Origin of the sequence: Bacillus haimaensis, from assembly GCF_048270625.1 — a bacterium.
In the GTDB taxonomy this organism is placed as follows: domain Bacteria; phylum Bacillota; class Bacilli; order Bacillales; family Bacillaceae_I; genus Sutcliffiella_A; species Sutcliffiella_A haimaensis.
In genome coordinates this window covers 2,520,153-2,542,721 of record NZ_CP158164.1, presented here as the reverse complement: position 1 = coordinate 2,542,721, position 22,569 = coordinate 2,520,153, and the positions used below count along the sequence as shown (strand labels likewise).

Below are 22,569 nucleotides of genomic sequence, written 5' to 3'. Positions count from 1 at the left end.
AGAGTATACAGGGAGGAAAAAAGATGAAAAGAAGTTGGTTTGCAGTCAGTGCACTATTTTTGCTGGTGATGGGGGTTCTAAGCGGTTGTGGTTCAGCTAGCAGTGGTTCCGGAGATGGAAAGGAAAAAGTGGTAATCGGATATTTTCCTAACATCGATCATGTTCCGGCAATGGTTGCAAGAGAAAAAGCCCTATATGAAAAAGCTTTGGGTGAAGAATATACTGTGGAATATAAAACATTCCCTGATGGTGGAGCATTTATGACAGCTTTGAAAACCGGCGATATCGATGGCGGCCTCGTTGGTCCGGCACCGGTCATGAATAACTTTACAAGTGGAGCGGATGTGAAGATTGTTGCTGGAGCATCTTCTGGAGGTACAGTCATTATTGCCAGCAAAGAAAGCGGCATTACTTCCGTTGAAGAGCTTGATGGAGCAACGTTCATTACACCGGGAATAGGTTGTACACATGATGTGCAAATGGAAACATTCCTGAAAGACTTTGGACTTTCATCTGCACGTATCGGTGGTACATTGAAGCATGTAACCGGTAACCCTGCACAATATGCGGGCATGTTCGAATCGAAGAAGGTGGATGCTGCAGCAGTACCGGAACCTTGGGCTTCAGTCCTATCAATTGAGTATGGGGCAAAGATTCTCGTTGACAGTAATGAAATATCCTTTGGAACCACTCTTCCTAATACGATTTTTGTAACGACTGGCAAACTGATTGATGAAAAGAAGGAACTGGTGGAGAAGCTGGTGGCAGCTCATCAGGAATCGATTGGTTTTATCACAGAAAATCCGGAAGAATCGAAGGAAATTGCAATTAAATCGATCAAAGAATCCACCAATCAGGAGCTTTCCAAAGAAGTTGTCGACTCAGCTTGGGAAAGAATCCGTTTTACAAACGAAGTGGATGCGGAAGTAATCCATGAGTTTGCAAACTCTTCCTTTGATTTGAAATTTCTTAAAGAAAAACCAGATTTCAAAGATCTGATCGATACACAATTCATTAACTAGCACAGAAGCGGGGTGTCGGGCTATAATAGTCTCGACACTTTTTCTTTAGTTAACTAGGGGGTCTTACTATGAAACATTTTTTTGCAATATGTGTTATTATGTTATCCATTCTATTGCTTGGTGCATGCAGTGCGGATAAGGAAATAAATTTGGATGAAGAGTTTTCCATGAAGCTTGAAGTAAGTGAGCTTACAGGAAAAAACCAGGACGAAGAGGCATTTGCGACTTCTGATAAAAAAGGGGAATATTGGCTGGCCAACTTCATCTTCACAAACTGTGATACGGTATGCCCTCCAATGACAGCGAATATGGCGAGAGTACAGCGCCAAATGGAAGAGGAAGGACTTGATATCTCCATCGTTTCCTTTAGTATCGATCCGGATGTAGATACTCCAGCAGCGTTAAAGGCATATGGAAATCAGGTGGAAGCGGATTACAGCAGTTGGGACTTTGTTACAGGATACTCGCAGGAGGATATCGAAAGGTTTGCAAATGTCTCCTTTATGGTCCCAGCAGCCAAGGATGAGTCCTCAGACCAGTATATGCATAGTACGGGAATCTTTCTTGTAGACAAAGAAGGTTATGTACGGGAACAATACAGTGGAATGGATGTACCGTTTGAGGAAATCATGGAGGATCTTAAAAAAGTAAGAGAATAGTATGGAAGGAATAAATATGGATCTTGTCGAACACTCATAGTGAATATGGGTGTTTTTTATTTATAAGGAAAAAATAAAAATTGGAGCATAGACAAATGAACATTATACAAAAAAACTTCTTAACGCAAAAGGAATATCAGGATCTAGTCCAGCTTATGAAAGAATGCGAGAAACATGATGGCTTTATAGTAAGTGCAAGCATTAATCTATCGATGCTGCAAAAAGCGGAAGGAAGTCATTTGGATCTATTGTTGAGCTATGATGAGGAAGGTTCAAAGTTAGTAGGTTTTTTAGGAGTCTATTCCTTTGTAGTCAAAACGAAGGTGGAGATCGCAGGGATGATTCATCCAGACCATCGAAAAGCTGGAAGATTTTCAGAGATGTTGACTATTGCCATGGAAATTTGCAAAAAGCGGGATGCGGATGAGATTCTTTATGTCTGTCCGGGGATTTCGGCTGAAGGAAAAAGCTTGATGAACAAAATAGAAGCAACATATAGCTTTTCTGAGTATACGATGGAATACTGCAAGGAAACGGAGAGTGAAGATGAAAATTCAATTCTGCAACAGAAAATAGAATTCCTTTTGGCCGAGGAAAAGGATGTTGAGATCATTGGCAACCTGTTGTGTGACGGATTTCATTTTGAACATGCCAACGACAGTGTTACTCCATTATTGGAAAGAAACCGAACACAGGAGGGGTTTGAACTTTATATCATCAAATATGAGGGTAAAGATATTGCAACGTTGACCATTTCTAATGAAGAAAGCTCGATGTATATTAGTGCTTTTACTGTCACTCCGTCAAAACGCGGTAAAGGGATCGGTAGGGAAATCCTTAAAAAAGCAATCAAATTGATAGAGGACAATTATCCCGGTAAAAAGATTAGGTTAGATGTAGATGTAAAAAACAGCAATGCATTAAAGCTGTATGAAGGTGTTGGATTTCTGATTAGGAGCGGATATGACTATTTTATGCATAAAGTAAAAGAGTAAGGGATTTCATTTTGGAGCTGAAGAGGTGGCAGCAATGGCTACCTCTTACTATGGGATTTTTACATTGTTTTTTCCTGGGTGTTCAGATGAAGTTGCTGCTTTGGAAGGTATTGATCAACCAATTGATCAAGGTTTTGGATTTTTTTTAGTGCAGTAATCTTATCAATTTCTTTGTAGTGGTGATTTCCGCCTTGTTCTTCATCCATCTCGTCTGCAAGCTTGACAACCTTTTGAAGAGGGCTGCGTTTAATATCGGATTCCGGAAGATAAGAATCGGTATGAAGCAGGATGGCAACGGATATCTGTTTTGCGTTTTGCGGGTTCTCCCCTAACCGGATTAACAGCTTGTGAGCACGCTCAGCTCCTTTTATGGCATGAATATCATTTTCACGATATAGGTCATAGTCCCATTTCCCTTGACGGTACCATTCGTAATGTCCTATATCATGTAATAGAGCCGCCTTAGTGGCCAGGTCGACACTGACATTGTATTTGAATGCTAGATGAAAAGCATGGTTGGCAACCTCGAGTGCATGCGCCACCCCGGAACGTTGCAGGAATTTCTGTGTAATCGGGTGTAAAAAAAGATCTGTTAAGGTAACTTCTCTCATTATATCTCCTCCCCTAGTTTGTGTTAGTAAAAAATATATTACTATATAGAATACCACATTGGACAAAACTAAAACAATAGGACAAAAGTGGAAATTATAGTGAGATATAGCTTCTTTTGTTCTTTACGGGAACAAAGGATAGAATGTTTTCCATAAGAAATGTTCGCTTCATTTTACGCAAGTGGCAAAAAGCGACGACAGTACTTCCATTAACTTGCAACACAGAGATTTCACGTTGTGTAATCTGGCCGTCTTTTGCAAGGTAAATCATTTCGATCGGCATCTGGCGTTGTGAATAAAGTGATAGTAATCTGTGCATTCAACCCGACCTCCTCTCAATAACTATTATATGCGAACGTATGTTTTGTATGCAAGGTGAAAAACGAACTTATGTTCTGTTTTATTATTGGTGGTCGAGCATATACTAATAAAAGGAATTTATTTTTAATTTTGCAGAAGGAGAGGAAGATATGAAAATATCTACTATCTTAAAATGGGTGACGGGGGGTCTGGAAGCCTTTCTTGCCATTCCGGTCATCGGGGGTTTAACCGTCGTCTCCTTTTTGTATGCACCCCTTGGCATACTTCTTGTTCTACATATCGTGACGCTTGTTTTCAGTAGTCAGGAAGGCGAAAAAAAGCACGGAAGTATATGGGGTATTATCACTTCGTGTTTGGGCTGGGTCCCGATTCTGGGGTGGGCGCTGCATACGGTGACTGCAATCCTGTTGATGGTGGATGCTTACGGGGCAGGGAAGAGAGAAAAAGAAGCGAATCATATTTAATGGTAGAAGCCGCTCTCAATTGAAGAGCGGTTATTAATTTTTCAAGAATAAATAAAAAATCCTTTACAAAGAAACATGTCCTATCTATAATTAATCTTACATCTTATATATTGCGATCTGATAGTTCAGCGGGAGAATACTACCTTGACAGGGTAGGGGTCGGGGGTTCGAATCCCTCTCAGATCATCCGATAAAAAAGCTGCAAGCCATTGATAATCAAGGGCTTGCAGCTTTTTTTGCACGATTCACTAGATATGGATTTGTTCACTGATATTCTTGAATTGCACATTTACTGCACATTTATATTAAAAAAGTCTTCTTCAAATTTTTGAGCTGTAAGTTTTTGCAGTTCAGAACTAACATGTGAATAGTAATCTAATGTAACCTGTACTCGGCTGTGACCTAGTCTATCTGCTACAATCCTTGGGTTTTCACCTAGAGCCATTAATGTTGTTGCATGGAGGTGACGTAGATCATGAAAAGTGATTTTAGGTAATTTTGCTTCCTTAATAAGCGCATGAAACTGTCGAAATAAGTCCGGCTGACGAAAGCCTACCCGATGGGGTGGTGTAAATCATGATGCTTGGGTTGAACAAATATGGTGAGAATGCAATGAAATATAATAAGTAAGTATATTGCTGACGAACTTCTGAATGTACGGGTCTAGACTGGCATTATACAGAAATGTATTTACTACTAAATGTAGGGTTAGCTTTGGGTGAGTAAGAATCCATAATTATTAAGTTATATGGCAAAAGATGAGCGAAATAGAATAAGGACTCGGCAAAAAGAAGGGGTAAAAGCCGCAATTAGCAATGGAGTAAAGTTTGGTGGACATATGTCGTAAATTACCATTTAGTTCCCATGTCCGAAGCCGGAAATGACCGGGTCTCGAGGCTAACGATGATCCACGAGGCCCGGTCACTAACCCTGAGTCCTTACGGACGAACGCGGATGATCGTCTTTCCCTTGATCCGCTCGGTCGGGTTGAAAGCAGCGAAATATGAGACATCCCAATAACTTCGTGGCCTGCTTGCACCAATTTGGGAAGCGGCAATTGGCCGATTACCCCAGTAGAACCTGCTACAAAATTTTCATATGCACAACTCCCAACTTTTCATTATCAAATGCGATTCATGATTCTCGCTGCGGTTTCAACTGCCGATTTTGCTTTTCGCGGAACTATCAGCCATTGAACCATCGCCAATATCAGCGTGATAAGAATCAATCCCGATATCGCAAAGCCAAATTTATGTGTAGTATCATTAACCCAACCAACAAAGACCGGTCCGATCGCCCCGATCAAATATCCGACAGATTGTGTCATAGCTGCCCAGGATGCCGCCTCATGGGGATTTGCCGCTTCGTCTATCGGTAGCAAGGTCCCTAGAGTAAATAGCATCCCGCAGCCAAACCCGCATAAAAGAGCCGCCAACCAAGGAAGTGTAGCGAAAAAAATTAAGATCAGCCCGATTAGCTGCAGAAATGAGGCTGAAAGAAGCCAGACCAAGCGGGAAGGGAAGCGTTTCAGCAGCATCTGAACCACCAGCCCGCTCGGTATTTGGATCAAGGCAAACATCGTCAGTAGCATTCCCGCGTAAAAGCGTGAGAACCCCGCACTTTCCATCATAAGCGGCAACCATCCCATCAAGGAATAAAAAACCAAAGCCATAAGTCCAAAATGGAAGGTTAACAGCCATGCCTTTTTATTGCCCCACGGCAACGCCGACGTTTGGAACGGTTCAGCAGCCTTCACGATTGGAGAATAGACTTGATGTTTAACTACTGCATACCACACCGGAACAGCCGCGACCGCGAGCAGCGCCCAAAAAGCAAGCGCCGTTTGCCATGAGTGTAATTTCATTTGAATAGGACCGGACAAGCTGGCGCCCAGAGCGGCCCCCAGCGACAAGGCCATAGAGTATAAGGCGATCATCATTGGAATGTTGCGGAAAAAGTGCTTTTTGATATATCCGGATAATAGTGGCCCCATCACAGCTACGCCAACACCTGTCAAAACGGCGGTAAGAAGCAGCATTGGAACGGAATGCGCGACCATACGCAAAAGCGTGCCTCCCGTTATTATAACCAGTGAACAGGCAATCCCCCGTTCAAAGCCAATATGTTTGCCGAGTCGAATGGATAGCGGCGAAAGAAAGCCCATGCAAAGAACCGGGATAGAGGTTAATAAACTGGCTGCAAATGCATTCATGCCCAGATCTCTTCGAATGACCTCTAGTATGGGCGCGATTGAACTAATCGTAGGCCTCAGATTCAGAGATGCCATAAAGAGGGCGGCGATCGGAAGCCAGTCGGCCGCCTTAGACGGTATTCTCTCATGCTGTGAGTTTGCTTCACTGTTTCGAACATTCCGTTCACAGTTCCGAATAAACAAGGTTCGAAGGTTCATCGGTGTCATCTTCTTTCTGAAACTTTGTATTGGCAATATCCATGTTAGCATGTAAAATTGGATTCCACAGAACCACTTTTATTTGATCAGCATACGACTTAGGAGGCTTGCTTTATGCCCCGACGCACGTTGTCTGCTAAAACCAAACAAATCTATTCCATACTGCGCGAACAGATATTTCAAGGTGTCTATGCAGCCGGTGTTAAGCTCCCATCGAGCGGGATTTGGCAAACGAATTCGGAGTATCGCGGGCACTCATCGTGGACGTGTTTGAACAGCTAATCGCCGAAGGGTACTTGGAGGGCCGTCAAGGCTCTGTCCGCTATGTCGTTGAATTGCGCGGAAGTAAAGGACAATTCCCTTCACAGCTCCAAGAAATCGATTCTACCGGTGAAGCGACTATTGCGGAACCCCCGGCTCACTTCCATGGCATTGATTTTCGCCCAAGTTTTCCGGTTTTAGAGCAAATCCCTTTCAAGAGATGGAAAGAAACCCCCATTGCCGCGCAAATACTCATTCAGGAGAATTTGGCTATGACGATGATCCTGCAGGCCATTGGCACTTCGCACGAATATTTGTCGGCTTTTGCTGCATACCAAGGGGATTCGGTGTCTGCCTTCACAGGTGATAATAACCGCCGGAGCGACTCAAGCCATAGCTATGTGATATTATTTTATTTCATTTTTGCGATAACGGCCCAATCGGTAAGAAAGCGTTCATGATCCAGGATCTTGAAATCATGTCTCTGGAACTCTTCAATCAATTCAAGCCGCCTTGTCAGGTGTTCCTTCGGAACGTCTTTGAACTGCTGCTCCTTCAGGTAGGCGGAGTCATATCTCGTATCCAGAGGGGTCCGGGCCAGAATAATGACGAAATGACTGTCCTCCGGCAGTTTGCTGGCCGCTCCATAAGAAGAGTTTTTTATTTAGTTCCGAAGCTGTTCGTTTTGAACAACAACAAATCTCCACGGCTCAGTGCTAAACGAGCTGGGCGAGAGCCGGCCCGTTTCCAAAATAAATTCAAAATCGTCGTCGGAGATGGTTTTGCTAGGATCGAATTCTTTGGTTGCAAGTCGCAGATGCTCGATAATTTTCGTTGCAGTATATGAATTATAAGGAATCATTTGGTTAGATTGCTCTATATCTACGAACGACTTAACAATATTCATAATTCTTCTCCATCGTTCGATATGTTCCATTAGATTGGGACTTAGTACACTTAGGTCGTACGTAATGTCCTTCTTTCCTTAACAATCGTAACACTTTAACCAAAGTCTTTTATAGAGGAAAAAAGTACAGTTAATTCCTGTAGTAGAACTTTCTGATAGTGAGTTCCCAAATTGTACAACTCACCTATTTCTCCATATACTTTTCCTATTTTCTCTTTGTAATCAGGAGCTTCCTTGTCAGGATTGGAACTTTTAAATCGATCCATGACAGCTTGAATATAGGAAGGACGAGCTCCCCACCTACCCAATACATTACCATTTTTATCAAGGATGACAGCAATCGGTTGGTTACGTACTCCATCAGTCAAAAAATGATCCATAGTTTCCAAGTGTTCTTCCATTAATAATACTTCTGTAGGAATGTTGCATTGTTCCATAACCCGGAAAAGAATCGGGACATTCCAAATAACGTCTGGGCACCAATCGGTACAAAGAATTAAGCAATAAAGATCTTGAGGATTACGAAAAGAATTAAAAAACAAGTTATCCGTATTATTTTCCCATGAGAAATTTTCATAGTTGTACAAAAATTGGTCCTTCGTATTTAAGATTTTGCTTTGCTCCATTACTCGAATTTCCATACTGTCCATAAACTGTTGAGGAGTTATTCCATGCCCAAATTTATGTTTTAAATTTAATGTTTCGTTCATCTTTATCTTCATCCTTTCAAAAAACTATCATTTATCACTTCACAATAATAGAACTAAACTGACCATTTATAAATGGTCAGTTTAGTTCTATTTAAAAAGTCAGATTTGCATGAGGGTTACTGATTAAGAAGATAGGGTAACCAAGCCTTCTTTAATAACTCTATTCCTTTTTCCATGTCTTTCTCACTCACGCCAGCGAACCCTAAATACAATCTTGGGAAAGGATCAGTCCTTATGGTCATCCACATGTTTTTAAAGTCATAGACAATTATTCCCTCTTCAGCAGCTGATTTTATCAGGGTCTCTGTGGATTGATTCGTGTTAACCGTGATTTGTATATGAAGGCCGGCATTTTGACCAGTAATTTTTATATGGTTATGAAAATTATTCTGAATAAGCTCAATTAATTTATGATGCTTTTTACGATATAATTTACGTACTCTGCGGATATGCCGATACCAATGTCCTTGTTCTATAAAAGAAATCATTGCCCATTGGGTGATTCGAGAAGGGGCGGATGTGAATTCATAATTACTTTCCTTCAATTTTTTCAATAACTTTTGTGGCAATACCATGTAATTCATTCGTAACGCTGGTGTAAATACCTTGGAGAAAGTGCCAATATATATCACTCTGTCATATCCATCTAAACTTTGTAGAGAAGGGATAGGCTTTCCAATATACCTAAATTCTCCGTCATAATCGTCTTCGATAATAAATGCATCTTCATTAATTGCCCACTTTAAAAAATGTTCCCTTTCGGAAAAAGGCATAATACATCCTGTGGGAAACTGGTGTGAAGGAGTGATATAAGCTAGTTTTGCGGACCTACCTTCTATATCATTAACTGAAATCCCTTTTTCCCCTACTTGGATAGGTAATACTTCAAAACCATTCATTATAAATTGTTGACGTACCAAGTTATATCCTGGTTCTTCAAATGCTATTCGGGAATTATCGTTAAACAGATGGCAAATTATACGGATACTATCTGCTATTCCACTGCCAATTATGATTTGTTCAGGAGTGCAGTGAACGCCTCTCGCATTAATTAAGTAATCTGCTAGTGCTGCGCGAAGTTTAAATTCTCCCTGAAGATCACCATATTTTCCAATATCCATTGAGAAATTTTCAAGAGCTTCTTTCAACATCTTATTCCAGGTTCGAATAGGGAAACAATGTGGGTCAACAGCAGAAGGATCAAAATCAATTGTCGGTTTAGATTCAATATGTGGACAGTTAATGTCTTTAATTTCTTGATCAGCATAGAGTTCATATTGTTTGGTAGGCAAAACAGCTTGTGGATTTATTGCGTAAAAACCCGATCGTGGCTTGCTAATTACGTATCCTTCAGCGATTAACATTTGAAACGCTGTTTCAATCGGTGTTTTACTGATATTCAGTTGCATTTGTAATGATCTTATAGAAGGCAGACGCATACCATTAGTTATTTCTCCATTTCGAATGGCATCACGAATGTGCCGATAGAGGGTAAGATAAATGGGTGTATTTTGTTCATCTTTTATTAAAAATTCAAGCATCTAATATCACTCGCAGATAATAATTTTTTTAAAACTATTTCAATTTCTAAGCGTTTAATTTATTATATAAATGTTTTTGATATATTAACTAAATACTAACTGATTTATATAACTTACCTAAATATAGATTATTAAGCACTTATTAAAATTATTGTTTCCACTCATAATTTTCATAATACTTCATCCTCTTGTTCTCTTTTAGGCCCTTACATACTGCCATCTCCCAAATAAGAGGATAACGCAAGCTTATGTTTAAAATTTACAAAAGTTACCTGTACTCGATTTATAGCATCATCATATAAACGGTATTGTGCGGCATTTGCCATCTGACCTCATCATCGGACGGAATGCGCGTGCAAGTGGGTGTCTCAACGCTACATTCTGAATCCAAACCGCATTAGGGTACTGGGAAAGGAGCAACGATTTATCGGTTTACTAGTGATCAATTCTCCTCTTTTTATACGAAAGTTATTAATACCAATGGCAAGAGATGCTGTACATGTCATCGATGGGTTGCTTCATCATGAAACTGAATTAAATATTGAGGAGCATTACACAGATACGGCTGGCTATACTGACTTGGTCTTTGGATTAAGCCACTTACTAGAATTACGTTTTGCACCATGGCTTCATGATTTAGCTGATGCCAAATTATATACGGTTCAATAGCCGAGTGAATTCCCTAGTCTAGAAAATTTACTCCGTGGAAGAATCAACATAAAGATTATTCAAGAAAATTTTGACGACGTACTCCGTTTAGCCCATTCTATTATAGAAGAAAATGTGTGCGGTTCGCTTATCATGTGTAAATTAGGATCCTATGCAAGACAAAATAAACTAGCTACTACTTTACATGAAATGGGAAGAATAGAAAAGACCAATTTTATTTTGGATTACATATCTAATGAAGCCTTACGTCGTCGTATTCAGAGAGGATTAAATAAGGGTAAAGCCATGAACGGCCTTGCGAGAGCCCTGTTTTTTGGGGAAATGAGGCGAATTTCGAGAAAGAGGATTGCAAGATCAGCTTCAACGAGCCAGTGCTTTAAACATTATAATTAACGCCATTAGCATATGGAACACCGTTTATCTTACTGAAGCCACAAAATTGCTTAAAGAAAAAGGAAATTTACGAGAAGACTTACTAAAGCATATTTCCCCTCTAGGATGGGACATATTAATTTTCTTGGCGAAAACACCTTTAATATGAAAGAAGTAGCAAGCTTAGATTCACTCAGACCTCTTAATTATTAAATTAAGTCCGATGGTTCCTTAGTGTAGGAAAACTCGGCTTTCTTCATGTCGAAATTTGCTTAGCGTATGTTATCAAGATCTAAATTGTAAAAATCCTTAAAAATAAAAGAAGTGCACATATTAGTCATGAACTGAACCCCGAATAGTGGGAACTTTAAAAAAAGTTGACCTATTCGGGTTTTTTCATTTTTTCTTAGCTTAAAACCCCGTTATACTAAAATCTATATATTAGAGCGGGAGAAGTTATTGTGAGTAAGATTATTTTCAATGAACATCAAAGACAAGTATTAGACAGAAACCCAAATGTCGCATTAAAGATCTGCATGTTTTTTACCCAATTTAGAATAAGGAAGAGGGGGCTAGCAAAAGCGAAAGCCTATGGAGTTAAATTCGTTCCAGCAGTTGCAATCAATAGGAAATTAGTGAGCACGAATGGCATCAATATTGATGTGTTAAAAGCTGCTGGATTAGGTCTGTGTTAATAATGAATTCGCAAGGGTGAAGACTTCACCCTTGTTTTCTTATTTAAAGAAAGGAGAGTTGTCCTTGAATATAGTTGTTTCAAAAAAAGAAAGCGATGGTGACGGTTTCGGTGATGTTAAAAGACCGTGAAGTGATTTTGTCTGAAATGGCAGCAATGGCAATTGCATGTGGGTATATCGAGAAGCTGGATGGATCAGGCAGCCGTCGAAGATTTTTCTTGCTCCATCTATCACAGCTGTGATTGGTTTTGTGGTCAATCAACTTCCTAAGGGGTTTATGATGCTTATTTTGCGTATCATTCAATCGAATCTGGCACCTTCAATTGCAACAGGCTTGCTTCCATTGGTGATGAATGCACCCGAATGGTCTTTTATCATAACAATTTTAATTTTCACCATCCTATTAATGCTTGGAGTTCTCGTATTTAGATTAAATACGGGATTGGAGAAGAAAATTCAAATTCAGTCCAAGTATATGATGGTGTTCCTCAACCTGAATATCATATGGATCGGCTTAGTCTGGGTCGCTGGCTATCTAAAACTCGCCGTAATTCCTCCTATCCTGGTTGTCGTTTATGAAGTGCTTCAAAAACCCATGTACAATGGAAAAATGGCATTTAAGCAAGGAATGGTTCTAACTATATTGGCAACCGTGGGAACGCTTTTGTACTTTACCATTGACCATTGACCATTGATTCTTGGATCTTAATCACGCTACTGGCGACGATTTTAATGATTGATTTTGCTGCGTATTGTTGGCATCCGTATGCCAGCCGTTTGCGCTTTCCCGTTACTTCCATTTGTATTCCCCTGCTGAGATTGTAGCAAGGCTTCCTATAGGTGCCCTGGTTGCATCTGTATTTTTCTTTGTATAAAAAGGTGAAATGAAGCGAAACAGAAAGGAAATGCAATTACAGAATTAGATCAATATACATGTCCCCTTATCAATACCGTTTAATTCCATCTACTTTACGGATGGTATCAGCGACGCTGGTACCACCCCGTTTCGGGAGGTCACTTTTCATATAATGTGTATGAAGTTTAAGCAATGTTATAGCTAATCTGTAATGCAACTGACATTTTTCTTTTAAATTTTCCACTATACTCTTACCTGTAAGGACTAATAAGTAAAATAAAAGAGTGGGAGGAAATAAAATGAAGAATCAGATTAACGTGACGGAGCAAATTAGAACAGTTTTAAAAGAAGGAAAGATAGAATTATACATGAAAGAAGAACTGATTGGATGGGTTTCTATTACTCCAGAAAAACAGGGTAAGTTAGAACTGATTCAAGGCTTTACAGAAGAAGACGGAAAGATATTTAGAATGATAGAGCATTTACAAGATGATCATCCTAAAGCCTATGTGGAGGGCTGTGACCTTGGCTGGTGCTAAATTTGGAAGAAAGGAGGACAACATTATGAATGTTCTATTTACAGAAAGAGCAATGGAAAGACTTAGTCAGGAGCCCGCACAGGCGTATCAGTTAAATCCTAGCCTGGGTGGATGCTCCATTGGAGCAGATTGGGTAACGTTTGTTGGGATGAAGGAACTGAGTGCAGAAATAAACGAACAATTCCTTTCAACCAACTATAAACCAGTCCTGCTGGGACATAAGTCAGACCATTTATTTGATGAAGATCTAAAAGTGGACTATAATCCAAATACATCCACGTTTATTCTAAAAAGCAACAGTCAAATTTATACGGCGTATATGAAGCTAGAATATAAAAATGAAGGATGATACAAATCAGGCATCTTGTAATCGATTTGCCCTCATTTGTATTTTTTGAGGTGATGAGATTGGATACCGTAACATTTGGAATGGGTTGCTTTTGGGGACCTGAGGCGCGTTTTGGGTACCATTCAGGGATTCTTAGAACGAGAGTCGGGTACGCAGGTGGAAAAGAAGGTCAACCGACCTCGAAAAACACGTTTGACTACACGGAGGTTTTACAAGTCCAGTTTAACCCAGAGCTTTTAAGCTTAGAGCAAATCATAAATCAATTTTTTAAGCAACATAATACAACGAGAGCACCTCGTTCCATGAAGTATCGATCTTTATTGTTGTTTGAAAACGAAGAGCAGAAGAGTGAAATGCTTCAAAAACTAGAAGAGATTAAGCATATCCATGGGAACAGCTATACCTTTGTAGAGCCCCTACATTCATTTTACGAAGCAGACCTTCGTCATCAAAAGTATTACCTTCAGAGGTGGAAACCGGTCTATGAGAAGTGGCAGGAGCTACATGTGGAAAAGGAGTCACTAGTTGAATCAACCTTAGCTGCTAGGCTTAATGGTCTTTCAAAGGGTTGTGGTTCTCTAGAAGAACTGATGCAAGAGTTTCCGGATTCAGCCTACGATTCCCTTTGGTCGGTTATCCGAGAAGTGAGGGAGAATTCGAAACAGCAGTCAGAGGATATGTGTGGGTTAGATTAATAGAAAAAAATGGAAAGCAGCCCTGTTAATAGGGCTGCTAAAACTTATAGGTTTCTTAAAAAACTTAAAATGTCATTAGGCTCCAAACGAGACATGAAGTTAGTATTGACGTACTTAAAGCGAATTTCACCTAATTCATCAATCATAAACGTAGCAGACACTGGTAATATCCAATTTGCTTTCCTATTAAAGGATTCTAGATCTAATCCAATTTTTTCATAGGCACCTTTTAAATAATCAGGTACATCAAAAAGGACATTATACTTAGCTGAAACGACTCGTCTAGGATCACTCAATACCTATAATTCTAATTCGTTTTTTTCTTGAATGGATAATGTATTATCCGGTGTTTGGGGACTAATCGCTATTAGTTGTGCGCCAAGTTCATGTATATCCGATAAGATTTCTTGGTATGCTTTTAATTGACGGTTACAAAAAGGGCACCATGAGCCACGATAAAGGGTTAACACAACCGGCCCCTTTTCTAACTCTTCATAAAGATTAATGTACCCGCCTACATGGTTTTTCAAAGTGATATCCTTGCTTGCTCACCTTCTCTTGTACCTGTGACTAAACCTGATTCTTGTGTTTCTCTTATGGAACGTTCAAAAGCCTGCAAAGCCTCAAATGGGTAATGTAAGGTATCTTACATTTACATTTACATTTAAAATAAATGTGTAAAATAATGTTGACCATATAGACAAATTGTTTGCAGCAACTTTAGAGGATAAAAAAACTAATGAAGAAGAGGAAGAGTGAGGGGGAAATGGTTATATATATATTACCAAGCTGTTGTAAATGTCAAGAAGTCATCAAGCTATTTACCAAGCTGGAGATAGATGTGAAAGTAATCAATATTTTTGATACGATGAATGCAGACCGAACCTTAACCTTGGATAATGGGCTACCAGTTTTAGAGGAAAATAATGAGTGGCTTGATTATGAAATGATTATGAAACGGTATAACAAAGGAGTGTAGACATGGATAAACTCAGGCTTCTTTCACAAATTAATTTACTAGATGAGCTACCGGAAGAAGAATTAAAGAAAGTAGACGAAGTGACGCAAACCGCTCCTATTAAAAAAGGTACAATTATCTTAAGTCCGACTCAACAAATGAGGTCGTTATTTTTCTTGAAAAAAGGACAGGTTCGTTTGTTTAAGGTATCTTCATCAGGAAAGGAATTCACAGTTGATCTTTTAAGTGAAGGTAATGTCTTTGGAGAAACCTCTAATTTTTCCTTAACAGAGTCTGATATTTATGCAGAAACGATGGTTGATTCATTTGTTTGTACGCTAACAAAGGAGAGATTTGAAGAGCTTCTTCGCCAAAATCCTGATATTTCGTTAAAGCTTATAACCATCTTGACTTCGAAGCTAAAAGAGATGTATCAAATAACAGAAAGTATTGCTTATAAAGATGTCAAATATCGAATTCTTTTACTTTTCATGCAGTTGAGTAACCGTTTTGGTGTACGAAGTGGGGAATGGCAAACAGTTGGGGTCAAAATCACCCAGCATGATATCGCAAGTATGATCGGGTCATCAAGAGAAACCGTTAGTTTATTTTTAGGAGAATTAGAAAAGGAACAAGTCATTACAAGAAAGCCATTAAAAATTAATACAGTTCTGGCTAAGGAACTATATGAGGTGGAGGAGGGGTAATCGATATCTACTTTCATATCATGTTCATAAAGAAAGACGCTGAGGTTAGCCTCTGCGTCTTCTTTTCATGTCAGATTTTATTGTAATTGTAATATAGCAGACCCAAAATCTACATGGAAGGCACGGCACCAAATAACAACCTTTCAGCTTCCGTCTTATAGATCGACAGCTGAAAGAAGTAAATAGTTCTGATCGCCTTCATTTTCTTTTAGCTCACCAAGATAGAAGCCTTCGTTAGTAGGCTGATCAATTTTTACAACATAAACAAATAATCAGGCGAATTGGGTAATGTTTACAATGCTTTAGGGAGGATAAAGCGATGATATTAATAAAGTATCTTAATCCATTTGAACATTAGATTAAAATTATCGTTTGGAAACCACCATAATTATTTCTTCTTAAATATAGCCGCTGATGGATTAACTCTATGGCAAAATACGAAGGTGATCAAGCAAAACGACCATATAAATATCCAGAATCAAAAAAACCTAAATTTCCAAGAGGAACGTTCCAGAATTGCACTTATGCCCTATTTAGATGTTAGAGTTTCCCTTGAGAAAGGGTGGCACAAGTTAAATCTTCATGGAGCCCTCGGCTACCTTATCTACATTGCCGCGGATCGGAGGCTTCTTTGAATCTATCGTCAAATAATTCTTCAGCGTTCAGCTCAGAAAACACAACCATGATTTTATCCTCTAAGTAAGGTGCTTCATTCACTAGAATATGATGATAAGGTTTGAATAAGCAAACCAAACAAAAAACACTCTCCCTGTTTCCTATTCGAGATGCCAGGTCTCACGAAAACTTACTTAGATCATATGGCGCTTCATTTGATGGCTCGATTTCGCTTTACCATAAACGAATAGGACGCCACCTTAGCCAGTTCATTAATAGAAGAGCTGCATGATTATCAGAAAATAAAATTACAAAAAGAAATCTCTCAATTAGTACATTCGTGTAAAACAGAACAAGATGTCAAAGTCATTAATGAGAAAATTAGTAAACATAACACACTTTGTCATAGCCGTATGCAAAAAAATCAAATAACCCTGGATGAATAAAATTAACTAGAAATCCCAAAACTTTTTCACAATTATATGAAGGTATTCTCCCAAATTAACGAGACTATGCTACTAATTGCAGAGAAATTCAACTTTACTTTGCTTCATTTTATTATTCGTTAAATATGTAAGGCACCTAACATTTTTTTAAGAGGATTCCAAGTATACTCCTAAGTGTAATTAAAAAAACATTTTAGAGGAGGAACTAATCATGGCATTAGTGAATTTCAATATCGAATCTACATCTCAAAAGGTAACAACTGAAGTGAAGGCAAGAGCTCATACATTTTTTGTAGACGAGCCAAAAAACTTAGGTGGAAATGATAAGGGTGCAAATCCATTAAATACACTATTAGGCTCTCTTGCAGGCTGTGAAAACGCCATTGCCAACATGGTGGCAAAGGAAATGAAGTTTAATTTAGACGGAATCGACTTCAAAATTGAAGGTGCTTTAGATCCAAGAGGATTAATGGGAGATGCTTCTGTTAAGCAATACTTCGAAACGATTACCATTAAAGCAGTGGTTGACACTGACGAATCTGATGAAAGAATTCAAGAGCTAAAAGAAAAGACAGACTCAAGATGTCCAGTGTTTAACATATTAAAAGATACAAACTTCATAAAGATTCAATCAACTTGGAGAAAGAAATAATCTAAATAATTAAAAAAGAACCCCTATGAACTGAGAGGTTCTTTCTAAATTGATGGAATAGATAGGGTTTGGGCAAACTAGTACTAGTAGGAGGTATGTTTATGTCAACAAATTATGAATTAGCTACATTTGCTGGTGGATGTTTTTGGTGTATGGTTCAGCCATTTGATGAATTACCAGGCATTATTAAAGTAGTTTCAGGCTATACAGGTGGGCATATAGAGAACCCAACCTATGATGAAGTATGCTCAAATATAACGGGTCATCATGAGGCAGTTCAAATTACGTATGATCCGATTGTTTTTCCGTATGAAAAGCTGTTAGAACTATTTTGGCAACAAATTGACCCAACCGATGCAAATGGTCAGTTTGGTGATCGAGGAGAGTCCTATAAAACGGCAATCTTTTATCATACTGAGGAACAAAAGCGACTAGCCAAAGAATCAAAACAGACATTAGAGGATAGCAAAAGGTTTTCAAAGCCAATCGTGACAGAAATCAAAGAGGCATCTGTGTTTTATCCAGCAGAAGAATACCATCAGGGCTATTATAAAAAGAATTCCTTTCATTATAATATTTACAAAGAAGGATCTGGACGAGCGGGATTTATCCGAGAAAATTGGAAGAAACACCATGCAGAAAACATAAAGAAGCTTACTCCTATTCAGCACCATGTGACCCAAGAGAACGGTACGGAAACACCCTTCCATAATGAATTTTGGGATCATAAGGAAGAAGGAATTTATGTAGATATTGTTTCTGGTGAACCATTATTTAGTTCATTTGACAAATTTGACTCTGGATGTGGATGGCCGAGCTTCACAAAGCCTATTAAGCATCAAGAAGTCCTCGAAAAACTAGATACGTCCCATGGGATGAGACGTATTGAAGTCAGAAGCACCTCGGCAGATTCTCATTTAGGACACGTATTTGATGATGGACCACGTGATAAAGGTGGACTTCGATATTGCATTAACTCTGCTGCACTTAAATTTATCCCAATAGACAAGCTAAAAGAAGAAGGCTATGGGGAATATCTTCGTTTATTTAAATAGTTATGAAAACGTTCCTGGATACTTCTCTAGGACGTTTTTTTATATTTAAGGATAAATGTAAGCTAGATAACAGAATCCATTCTTTTTTTTATATAAACTTGTGGTAAAGAGAGAAAGAATGGGGGTGATAAACAAACATTTGGACATATTAAGGAACAATAGCAGACCGTTATCGAATTTGGTTCAAAGAAGTGAATGGGATTGAATAAACTTTTATTAGGAGGAAATAAAATTGACACAAAGAATTGATTATTACAATGTAGCACCAGACGCACTTGACATCATTGGGAAATTAGATAAGTATACGGCAACTACAGGTATAGAACGTAAACTTCGTGAACTTATTAGACTTCGTGCTTCTCAAATTAACGGCTGTCCACTTTGTATGTATATGCACACAACTGATGCCCTGAAAATGGGTGAAACGGAAGAAAGAATATATTGTATTAGTGCTTGGGAAGAGTGTGAATTTTACACAGAAGCAGAAAAAGTAGCTATAGAGTTGACAGAGCACGTAACTTTAATCCCGACAAAACGTGTGCCAGATCAGCTTTATCAACGAGTTCGTAACCACTATGACGAAAAACAGTATGTTGACCTTGTTCTAATAATTAATCAAATTAACACTTGGAATAGAATTGCTATTGCAATGGGGCAAACAGCAATTGAAAAATAATAACTCTCAGCGATCCTCTTATAGTTTTGTTTCGGATACATTTAATATTATTTTTATCTTCAGAAATCAGGTCCAAACGACAAGTTCTGTTAAAAATGTTTTTCTACATGAAATATAGGGGATTATCGAACATTAATCATAACTTTACAACAGAGGGTGGGAATGACGGAACCATGTTTCCCGAAACCATTTAGTCAATACTCATGCATGGGTCATAACTGACAGGTTACGAGGGCTGAAGCCATTCTTTAATACAAGGTATGCAAACGGATATGTTGCGCACCTGAAAAACTAGATATAATGAGAATAGTTTCATTATATAGGAACTAACGAACTTCCGAAGGGTACGAGACGTTGTTCTCAAAAGTAAGACTAAAAACTATATGGGGGGAGAGAGCGGCTCTGAGTAACTCATATAAAAGTTACAAAGAGAACAACTTTTTCGTTTAGAGAACGAAAAGATAGGGTAACGCCTTGTAGCTACTCCAGTAAGATACACTAACACAAGAAAACGGAAAGGAACCACCCTTTCAAAATGAATTCTGGGATTATAAAGATGAAGGGATTTATGTCGAGATTGTCTCTGGCAAACCATTATTTAGCTCTCTTGATAAATTTGATTCTGGCTGTGGGTGGCCGAGCTTCACGAAGCCAATCAAGCATTAAGAGGTACTTGAAAAACTAGATACGTCCCATGAACAATGTGCGAACAACCTCCTAAGCGATTTTGAAAAGATGACTGCAGAAATATTACCAGACTTAGGCCTATCAATTGGACTAGTTCATTCTCATCAAATGAAAATGGACGAGCTACTAGAAGGGGCAGACAAGCTTCTCTACCATTCGGAAAAATCAGGTGGAAGAAAAATTACGAAAGCAGAATTATCTTCTAAATAAATGTAACGGTTAACCTCATAAATGTAAGAAAGCTAACATTATTCATTACCGATATCAGCTAGAGTTAAATCAATCATAATGTGAACATTATGAGATAAAATACGCTTATTCGGTGTAAGAATGGTAAAACAGTGAGGAGAACGGATATGGAGACGAAGTACTGTGATTCGATAGCACCTATTTACTTTTTGAGGTATATGATTGAGGTAAAACGGGAAGAATTGACAAAATTATTCAACGTTGATAAGGAACTTCAAAAACCTACTATCATACAATTAAGTCAAGAGCTTGAACAATTAATCAATCAATATTTGAAGTACATGAGGAGTCTTCAAAATGAAAATGATGATTCATGAAGTTAAGAAAAGGGATCGAGCACAAGCTCGGTCCCTTGCTTTTATTTAAAATAAGTTGTTAAAAATTCAGTTACACTTTCAGGTGTTTTGGCATTTGCACTATGCAAGTGGCCTATTTTCTCGGCTTCTTTAAATACAAGTAGGCTTGGAATTCCCATCACTTCATACGTTGTGGAAATATCTTGAAATTCGTCTCGATCCATTTCATAAAGAGTAAACGGATGGAACTCTTCTAATACCTCTCCCATAAAAGCATCCATACGTTTGCAGTCTGGACAACAGTTCGTGTCAAACTTGATGACAACTGGCTCCTTTGAGTCGATAATTTGATTGAAATCCGGTTGTTTTTTTATTCTTTTCTTCATATTTATCTTCCTTTCCATAAGTGTTCAGTTATCTTACACAACAACATGATACGAGATAACCACTATGTATTCTGTAATTTGGCTTACACATCGAAATATTCTCTTTTATTAGGAAGTTTCTCCTATTTCTTTCAATTGCTGAATACCCTTCGCAAGCTTCTCATTCTCGCCTTCTGCATTTCTTATATTCTGAAGAATGGTTTCATTTATATGTACAAAATAAACCTTCGTACCCTACTTGTATGATGTTAAGAAATAACTAGATATGTTTACAAGCAATAGTTTTAACATCGTTTTTTTTATAAAATAAACCATCTTTAATGTGAGCCATCTAACATTTTTATGTTTTTAGTTAGTTTATACTTCCTAAAGTAAGACAATAGACAATTCATATTAGACTTTCAAAGTTGCTTAAATGAAAAAGGAGATGGATAAGATGATGAGTGAAAATATCTATGATGTGATTATTATTGGAGCTGGCCCAGGTGGTATGACAGCTGCGGTTTATACATCTCGTGCCAACCTTTCAACTTTAATGATTGAAAGAGGAGTGCCTGGTGGACAAATGGTCAATACAGAAGAGGTTGAAAACTATCCTGGATTTGATCATATTCTAGGTCCTGATCTTTCTAACAAGATGTTTGAGCATGCAAAGAAGTTTGGTGCTGAATATGCATATGGAGATATTAAAGACATTGAAGATGGTGTGGAATATAAAACGGTCAAAACCACTTCAAAGGAATATAAAGCTCGCGCCGTGATCATTGCAACCGGTGCTGAGTATAAAAAGCTGGGTGCACCTGGTGAAAAAGAGCTAGGTGGACGTGGTGTATCTTATTGTGCAGTCTGTGATGGAGCCTTTTTTAAAGGCAAGGACCTTGTGGTAGTAGGGGGAGGAGACTCTGCTGTTGAAGAGGGTGTATACTTAACTCGCTTCGCAAATAAGGTGACAATTGTTCATCGACGTGATGAATTCAGAGCGCAGAAAATTCTACAGCAACGTGCGTTTGATAATGAAAAAATTGAGGTTATGTTTAATACAACCGTTAAAACCATTAATGAGCAAAATGGAAAAGTAGGGTCAGTGACGCTTGTATCGACGGAAAATGGCGCTGAAAAAGAGTTTACTATAGACGGTGTATTTATCTATGTCGGAATGGTTCCACTAACAGCACCATTTAGGAAACTTGGAATTACGAATTCAATGGGCTACATTGAGACAAATGATCGAATGGAAACAAAGGTGGAAGGTATCTTTGCTTCAGGGGATGTTCGTGAAAAAACATTACGTCAAATTGTAACCGCAACTGGTGATGGTAGCATTGCCGCACAAAGTGCCCAGCATTATGTAGAAGAGGTCTTGGAAAAATTAAAAAGCTAGATGAGAAAACGAACAGCCAATAATTCTTAAATATATTGACTAAATGTTAGCCATCTAACATTTTTAAATACAGAAAAAAACTATACTCGTAAGTGTAAGAACAAATATACCATTAAACATGTTTTACGAGATGGAGGAGAATACTAATGAATGGACAACTACACTAGATGATCAGTTACAGGCTATTGGAGAGCAATTTAAACAACAAGCACCTCAAGAGGTACTATACAATATACGAAAATCAGTAACAGACCTAATAAACAAGGGATAAGTGAGTGGACTAGCAATAGGGACAAAGGCTCCCAATTTCACTTTAAAGGATGCAACAGAAAAACAATAACCTTCTCATAGGAATTGGAAAAAGGACCTGTTATTTTAACTTTTT

General features: G+C 38.5%; 24 protein-coding genes, 1 tRNA gene and 4 pseudogenes. 20 read left to right on the top strand and 9 right to left on the bottom strand.

Going from position 1 to position 22,569, the window contains the following annotated elements:
• Window positions 1-23 precede the first annotated feature (23 nt).
• The 3 genes from ABN702_RS12955 (at window position 24) to ABN702_RS12945 (ending at window position 2,676) form a co-directional block, all read left to right on the top strand.
• The gene (locus tag ABN702_RS12955; RefSeq protein WP_417897256.1) at window positions 24-1,022 is read left to right on the top strand and encodes an aliphatic sulfonate ABC transporter substrate-binding protein; all 999 of its coding nucleotides are present in this window, start codon (window positions 24-26) and stop codon (window positions 1,020-1,022) included.
• Between the two features lie 68 nt (window positions 1,023-1,090).
• The gene (locus ABN702_RS12950) at window positions 1,091-1,681 is read left to right on the top strand and encodes an SCO family protein (RefSeq protein ID WP_417897255.1); all 591 of its coding nucleotides are present in this window, start codon (window positions 1,091-1,093) and stop codon (window positions 1,679-1,681) included.
• Window positions 1,682-1,776: 95 nt separating this feature from the next.
• Entirely contained in the window at window positions 1,777-2,676 is a 900-nt protein-coding gene (locus ABN702_RS12945; RefSeq protein ID WP_417897254.1) for a GNAT family N-acetyltransferase, read from the top strand.
• 59 nt (window positions 2,677-2,735) lie between these two features.
• On the opposite strand, the gene ABN702_RS12940 is transcribed toward ABN702_RS12945, so the two are convergent.
• Together ABN702_RS12940 and ABN702_RS12935 are read right to left on the bottom strand one after the other, a co-directional pair.
• Window positions 2,736-3,287, bottom strand: a complete 552-nt coding sequence (locus ABN702_RS12940; RefSeq protein WP_417897253.1) for an HD domain-containing protein — start codon at window positions 3,285-3,287, stop codon at window positions 2,736-2,738.
• 94 nt (window positions 3,288-3,381) lie between these two features.
• On the bottom strand, window positions 3,382-3,606 hold the full coding sequence (locus tag ABN702_RS12935) for a hypothetical protein (protein WP_417897252.1): 225 nt from the start codon (window positions 3,604-3,606) through the stop codon (window positions 3,382-3,384).
• A gap of 151 nt (window positions 3,607-3,757) precedes the next feature.
• On the opposite strand from ABN702_RS12935, the gene ABN702_RS12930 reads away from it, so the two are divergent.
• Together ABN702_RS12930 and ABN702_RS12925 are read left to right on the top strand one after the other, a co-directional pair.
• Window positions 3,758-4,072, top strand: coding sequence for a hypothetical protein (locus tag ABN702_RS12930; RefSeq protein ID WP_417897251.1), 315 nt, complete (start codon window positions 3,758-3,760; stop codon window positions 4,070-4,072).
• 114 nt (window positions 4,073-4,186) lie between these two features.
• Window positions 4,187-4,258 (top strand) — tRNA-Val (locus tag ABN702_RS12925).
• A 103-nt stretch (window positions 4,259-4,361) separates the two neighbouring features.
• Here ABN702_RS12925 and ABN702_RS12920 read toward each other — a convergent pair.
• Both ABN702_RS12920 and ABN702_RS12915 read right to left on the bottom strand, forming a co-directional pair.
• Window positions 4,362-4,598 (bottom strand): annotated as a pseudogene (locus tag ABN702_RS12920) (tyrosine-type recombinase/integrase); the annotation flags it as partial.
• A gap of 597 nt (window positions 4,599-5,195) precedes the next feature.
• Window positions 5,196-6,359 (bottom strand): CynX/NimT family MFS transporter, encoded by a 1,164-nt coding sequence (locus ABN702_RS12915; RefSeq protein WP_417900897.1) that lies wholly within the window; start codon window positions 6,357-6,359, stop codon window positions 5,196-5,198.
• A gap of 347 nt (window positions 6,360-6,706) precedes the next feature.
• Here ABN702_RS12915 and ABN702_RS12910 point away from each other — a divergent pair, with 347 nt between their 5' ends.
• Window positions 6,707-7,204, top strand: a complete 498-nt coding sequence (locus ABN702_RS12910; protein ID WP_417897250.1) for a hypothetical protein — start codon at window positions 6,707-6,709, stop codon at window positions 7,202-7,204.
• A 203-nt stretch (window positions 7,205-7,407) separates the two neighbouring features.
• Here ABN702_RS12910 and ABN702_RS12905 read toward each other — a convergent pair whose 3' ends face one another.
• From ABN702_RS12905 to ABN702_RS12895, 3 genes are all read right to left on the bottom strand, one after another.
• The gene (locus ABN702_RS12905; RefSeq protein WP_417897249.1) at window positions 7,408-7,650 is read right to left on the bottom strand and encodes a nitroreductase family protein; all 243 of its coding nucleotides are present in this window, start codon (window positions 7,648-7,650) and stop codon (window positions 7,408-7,410) included.
• A gap of 95 nt (window positions 7,651-7,745) precedes the next feature.
• Entirely contained in the window at window positions 7,746-8,360 is a 615-nt protein-coding gene (locus tag ABN702_RS12900; protein WP_417897248.1) for a thioredoxin family protein, read from the bottom strand.
• 116 nt (window positions 8,361-8,476) lie between these two features.
• A complete protein-coding gene (locus ABN702_RS12895) occupies window positions 8,477-9,901 on the bottom strand; it encodes a PLP-dependent aminotransferase family protein (RefSeq protein WP_417897247.1) in 1,425 nt (474 codons plus the stop codon).
• A gap of 329 nt (window positions 9,902-10,230) precedes the next feature.
• Here ABN702_RS12895 and ABN702_RS12890 point away from each other — a divergent pair.
• From ABN702_RS12890 to ABN702_RS12865, 6 genes and pseudogenes are all read left to right on the top strand, one after another.
• Window positions 10,231-11,155 (top strand): annotated as a pseudogene (locus ABN702_RS12890) (Tn3 family transposase); the annotation flags it as partial.
• A gap of 248 nt (window positions 11,156-11,403) precedes the next feature.
• A complete protein-coding gene (locus ABN702_RS12885) occupies window positions 11,404-11,637 on the top strand; it encodes a hypothetical protein (protein ID WP_417897246.1) in 234 nt (77 codons plus the stop codon).
• 92 nt (window positions 11,638-11,729) lie between these two features.
• A pseudogene (locus ABN702_RS12880) lies at window positions 11,730-12,512 on the top strand (hypothetical protein); the annotation flags it as partial.
• A 280-nt stretch (window positions 12,513-12,792) separates the two neighbouring features.
• Window positions 12,793-13,032 (top strand): DUF2553 family protein, encoded by a 240-nt coding sequence (locus ABN702_RS12875; protein WP_417897245.1) that lies wholly within the window; start codon window positions 12,793-12,795, stop codon window positions 13,030-13,032.
• 25 nt (window positions 13,033-13,057) lie between these two features.
• The gene (locus tag ABN702_RS12870) at window positions 13,058-13,381 is read left to right on the top strand and encodes an iron-sulfur cluster biosynthesis family protein (protein WP_417897244.1); all 324 of its coding nucleotides are present in this window, start codon (window positions 13,058-13,060) and stop codon (window positions 13,379-13,381) included.
• 59 nt (window positions 13,382-13,440) lie between these two features.
• Entirely contained in the window at window positions 13,441-14,076 is a 636-nt protein-coding gene (locus ABN702_RS12865) for a peptide-methionine (S)-S-oxide reductase (protein WP_417897243.1), read from the top strand.
• A gap of 299 nt (window positions 14,077-14,375) precedes the next feature.
• Here the strand turns inward: ABN702_RS12865 and ABN702_RS12860 are convergent, their stop codons facing one another.
• On the bottom strand, window positions 14,376-14,606 hold the full coding sequence (locus ABN702_RS12860; protein WP_417897242.1) for a redoxin domain-containing protein: 231 nt from the start codon (window positions 14,604-14,606) through the stop codon (window positions 14,376-14,378).
• Window positions 14,607-14,815: 209 nt separating this feature from the next.
• Between ABN702_RS12860 and ABN702_RS12855 the strand changes: the two genes are divergently transcribed.
• From ABN702_RS12855 to ABN702_RS12825, 7 genes and pseudogenes are all read left to right on the top strand, one after another.
• Window positions 14,816-15,055, top strand: a complete 240-nt coding sequence (locus ABN702_RS12855) for a glutaredoxin domain-containing protein (protein WP_417897241.1) — start codon at window positions 14,816-14,818, stop codon at window positions 15,053-15,055.
• Window positions 15,056-15,057: 2 nt separating this feature from the next.
• On the top strand, window positions 15,058-15,741 hold the full coding sequence (locus ABN702_RS12850) for a Crp/Fnr family transcriptional regulator (RefSeq protein WP_417897240.1): 684 nt from the start codon (window positions 15,058-15,060) through the stop codon (window positions 15,739-15,741).
• 1,272 nt (window positions 15,742-17,013) lie between these two features.
• Window positions 17,014-17,454 carry an OsmC family protein gene (locus tag ABN702_RS12845; RefSeq protein WP_417897239.1) on the top strand — a complete coding sequence of 147 codons (441 nt, stop codon included), beginning with the start codon at window positions 17,014-17,016 and terminating at the stop codon, window positions 17,452-17,454.
• A 101-nt stretch (window positions 17,455-17,555) separates the two neighbouring features.
• Window positions 17,556-18,509: a peptide-methionine (S)-S-oxide reductase MsrA gene (gene msrA, locus ABN702_RS12840; protein ID WP_417897238.1), complete on the top strand. Its 954-nt coding sequence runs from the start codon at window positions 17,556-17,558 to the stop codon at window positions 18,507-18,509.
• 232 nt (window positions 18,510-18,741) lie between these two features.
• Window positions 18,742-19,185 (top strand): carboxymuconolactone decarboxylase family protein, encoded by a 444-nt coding sequence (locus ABN702_RS12835; RefSeq protein WP_417897237.1) that lies wholly within the window; start codon window positions 18,742-18,744, stop codon window positions 19,183-19,185.
• Between the two features lie 498 nt (window positions 19,186-19,683).
• Window positions 19,684-19,848 (top strand): annotated as a pseudogene (locus ABN702_RS12830) (peptide-methionine (R)-S-oxide reductase); the annotation flags it as partial.
• Between the two features lie 380 nt (window positions 19,849-20,228).
• Window positions 20,229-20,438, top strand: coding sequence for a Spo0E family sporulation regulatory protein-aspartic acid phosphatase (locus ABN702_RS12825; RefSeq protein ID WP_417897236.1), 210 nt, complete (start codon window positions 20,229-20,231; stop codon window positions 20,436-20,438).
• Window positions 20,439-20,479: 41 nt separating this feature from the next.
• Here the strand turns inward: ABN702_RS12825 and ABN702_RS12820 are convergent, their stop codons facing one another.
• A complete protein-coding gene (locus ABN702_RS12820) occupies window positions 20,480-20,803 on the bottom strand; it encodes a thioredoxin family protein (protein ID WP_417897235.1) in 324 nt (107 codons plus the stop codon).
• 427 nt (window positions 20,804-21,230) lie between these two features.
• On the opposite strand from ABN702_RS12820, the gene trxB reads away from it, so the two are divergent.
• Window positions 21,231-22,184 carry a thioredoxin-disulfide reductase gene (gene trxB / locus ABN702_RS12815; RefSeq protein ID WP_417900896.1) on the top strand — a complete coding sequence of 318 codons (954 nt, stop codon included), beginning with the start codon at window positions 21,231-21,233 and terminating at the stop codon, window positions 22,182-22,184.
• Window positions 22,185-22,569 lie beyond the last annotated feature (385 nt).

Coding starts and splice junctions, on each gene's coding strand:
- ABN702_RS12955 (WP_417897256.1), top strand. CDS start 24: ATGAAAAGAAGTTGGTTTGCAGTCAGTGCACTATTTTTGCTGGTGATG.
- ABN702_RS12950 (WP_417897255.1), top strand. CDS start 1,091: ATGAAACATTTTTTTGCAATATGTGTTATTATGTTATCCATTCTATTG.
- ABN702_RS12945 (WP_417897254.1), top strand. CDS start 1,777: ATGAACATTATACAAAAAAACTTCTTAACGCAAAAGGAATATCAGGAT.
- ABN702_RS12940 (WP_417897253.1), bottom strand. CDS start 3,287: ATGAGAGAAGTTACCTTAACAGATCTTTTTTTACACCCGATTACACAG.
- ABN702_RS12935 (WP_417897252.1), bottom strand. CDS start 3,606: ATGCACAGATTACTATCACTTTATTCACAACGCCAGATGCCGATCGAA.
- ABN702_RS12930 (WP_417897251.1), top strand. CDS start 3,758: ATGAAAATATCTACTATCTTAAAATGGGTGACGGGGGGTCTGGAAGCC.
- ABN702_RS12915 (WP_417900897.1), bottom strand. CDS start 6,359: ATGGCATCTCTGAATCTGAGGCCTACGATTAGTTCAATCGCGCCCATA.
- ABN702_RS12905 (WP_417897249.1), bottom strand. CDS start 7,650: ATGAATATTGTTAAGTCGTTCGTAGATATAGAGCAATCTAACCAAATG.
- ABN702_RS12900 (WP_417897248.1), bottom strand. CDS start 8,360: ATGAACGAAACATTAAATTTAAAACATAAATTTGGGCATGGAATAACT.
- ABN702_RS12895 (WP_417897247.1), bottom strand. CDS start 9,901: ATGCTTGAATTTTTAATAAAAGATGAACAAAATACACCCATTTATCTT.
- ABN702_RS12875 (WP_417897245.1), top strand. CDS start 12,793: ATGAAGAATCAGATTAACGTGACGGAGCAAATTAGAACAGTTTTAAAA.
- ABN702_RS12870 (WP_417897244.1), top strand. CDS start 13,058: ATGAATGTTCTATTTACAGAAAGAGCAATGGAAAGACTTAGTCAGGAG.
- ABN702_RS12855 (WP_417897241.1), top strand. CDS start 14,816: ATGAAGAAGAGGAAGAGTGAGGGGGAAATGGTTATATATATATTACCA.
- ABN702_RS12850 (WP_417897240.1), top strand. CDS start 15,058: ATGGATAAACTCAGGCTTCTTTCACAAATTAATTTACTAGATGAGCTA.
- ABN702_RS12845 (WP_417897239.1), top strand. CDS start 17,014: ATGGCATTAGTGAATTTCAATATCGAATCTACATCTCAAAAGGTAACA.
- msrA (WP_417897238.1), top strand. CDS start 17,556: ATGTCAACAAATTATGAATTAGCTACATTTGCTGGTGGATGTTTTTGG.
- ABN702_RS12825 (WP_417897236.1), top strand. CDS start 20,229: ATGGAGACGAAGTACTGTGATTCGATAGCACCTATTTACTTTTTGAGG.
- ABN702_RS12820 (WP_417897235.1), bottom strand. CDS start 20,803: ATGAAGAAAAGAATAAAAAAACAACCGGATTTCAATCAAATTATCGAC.
- trxB (WP_417900896.1), top strand. CDS start 21,231: ATGGATAAGATGATGAGTGAAAATATCTATGATGTGATTATTATTGGA.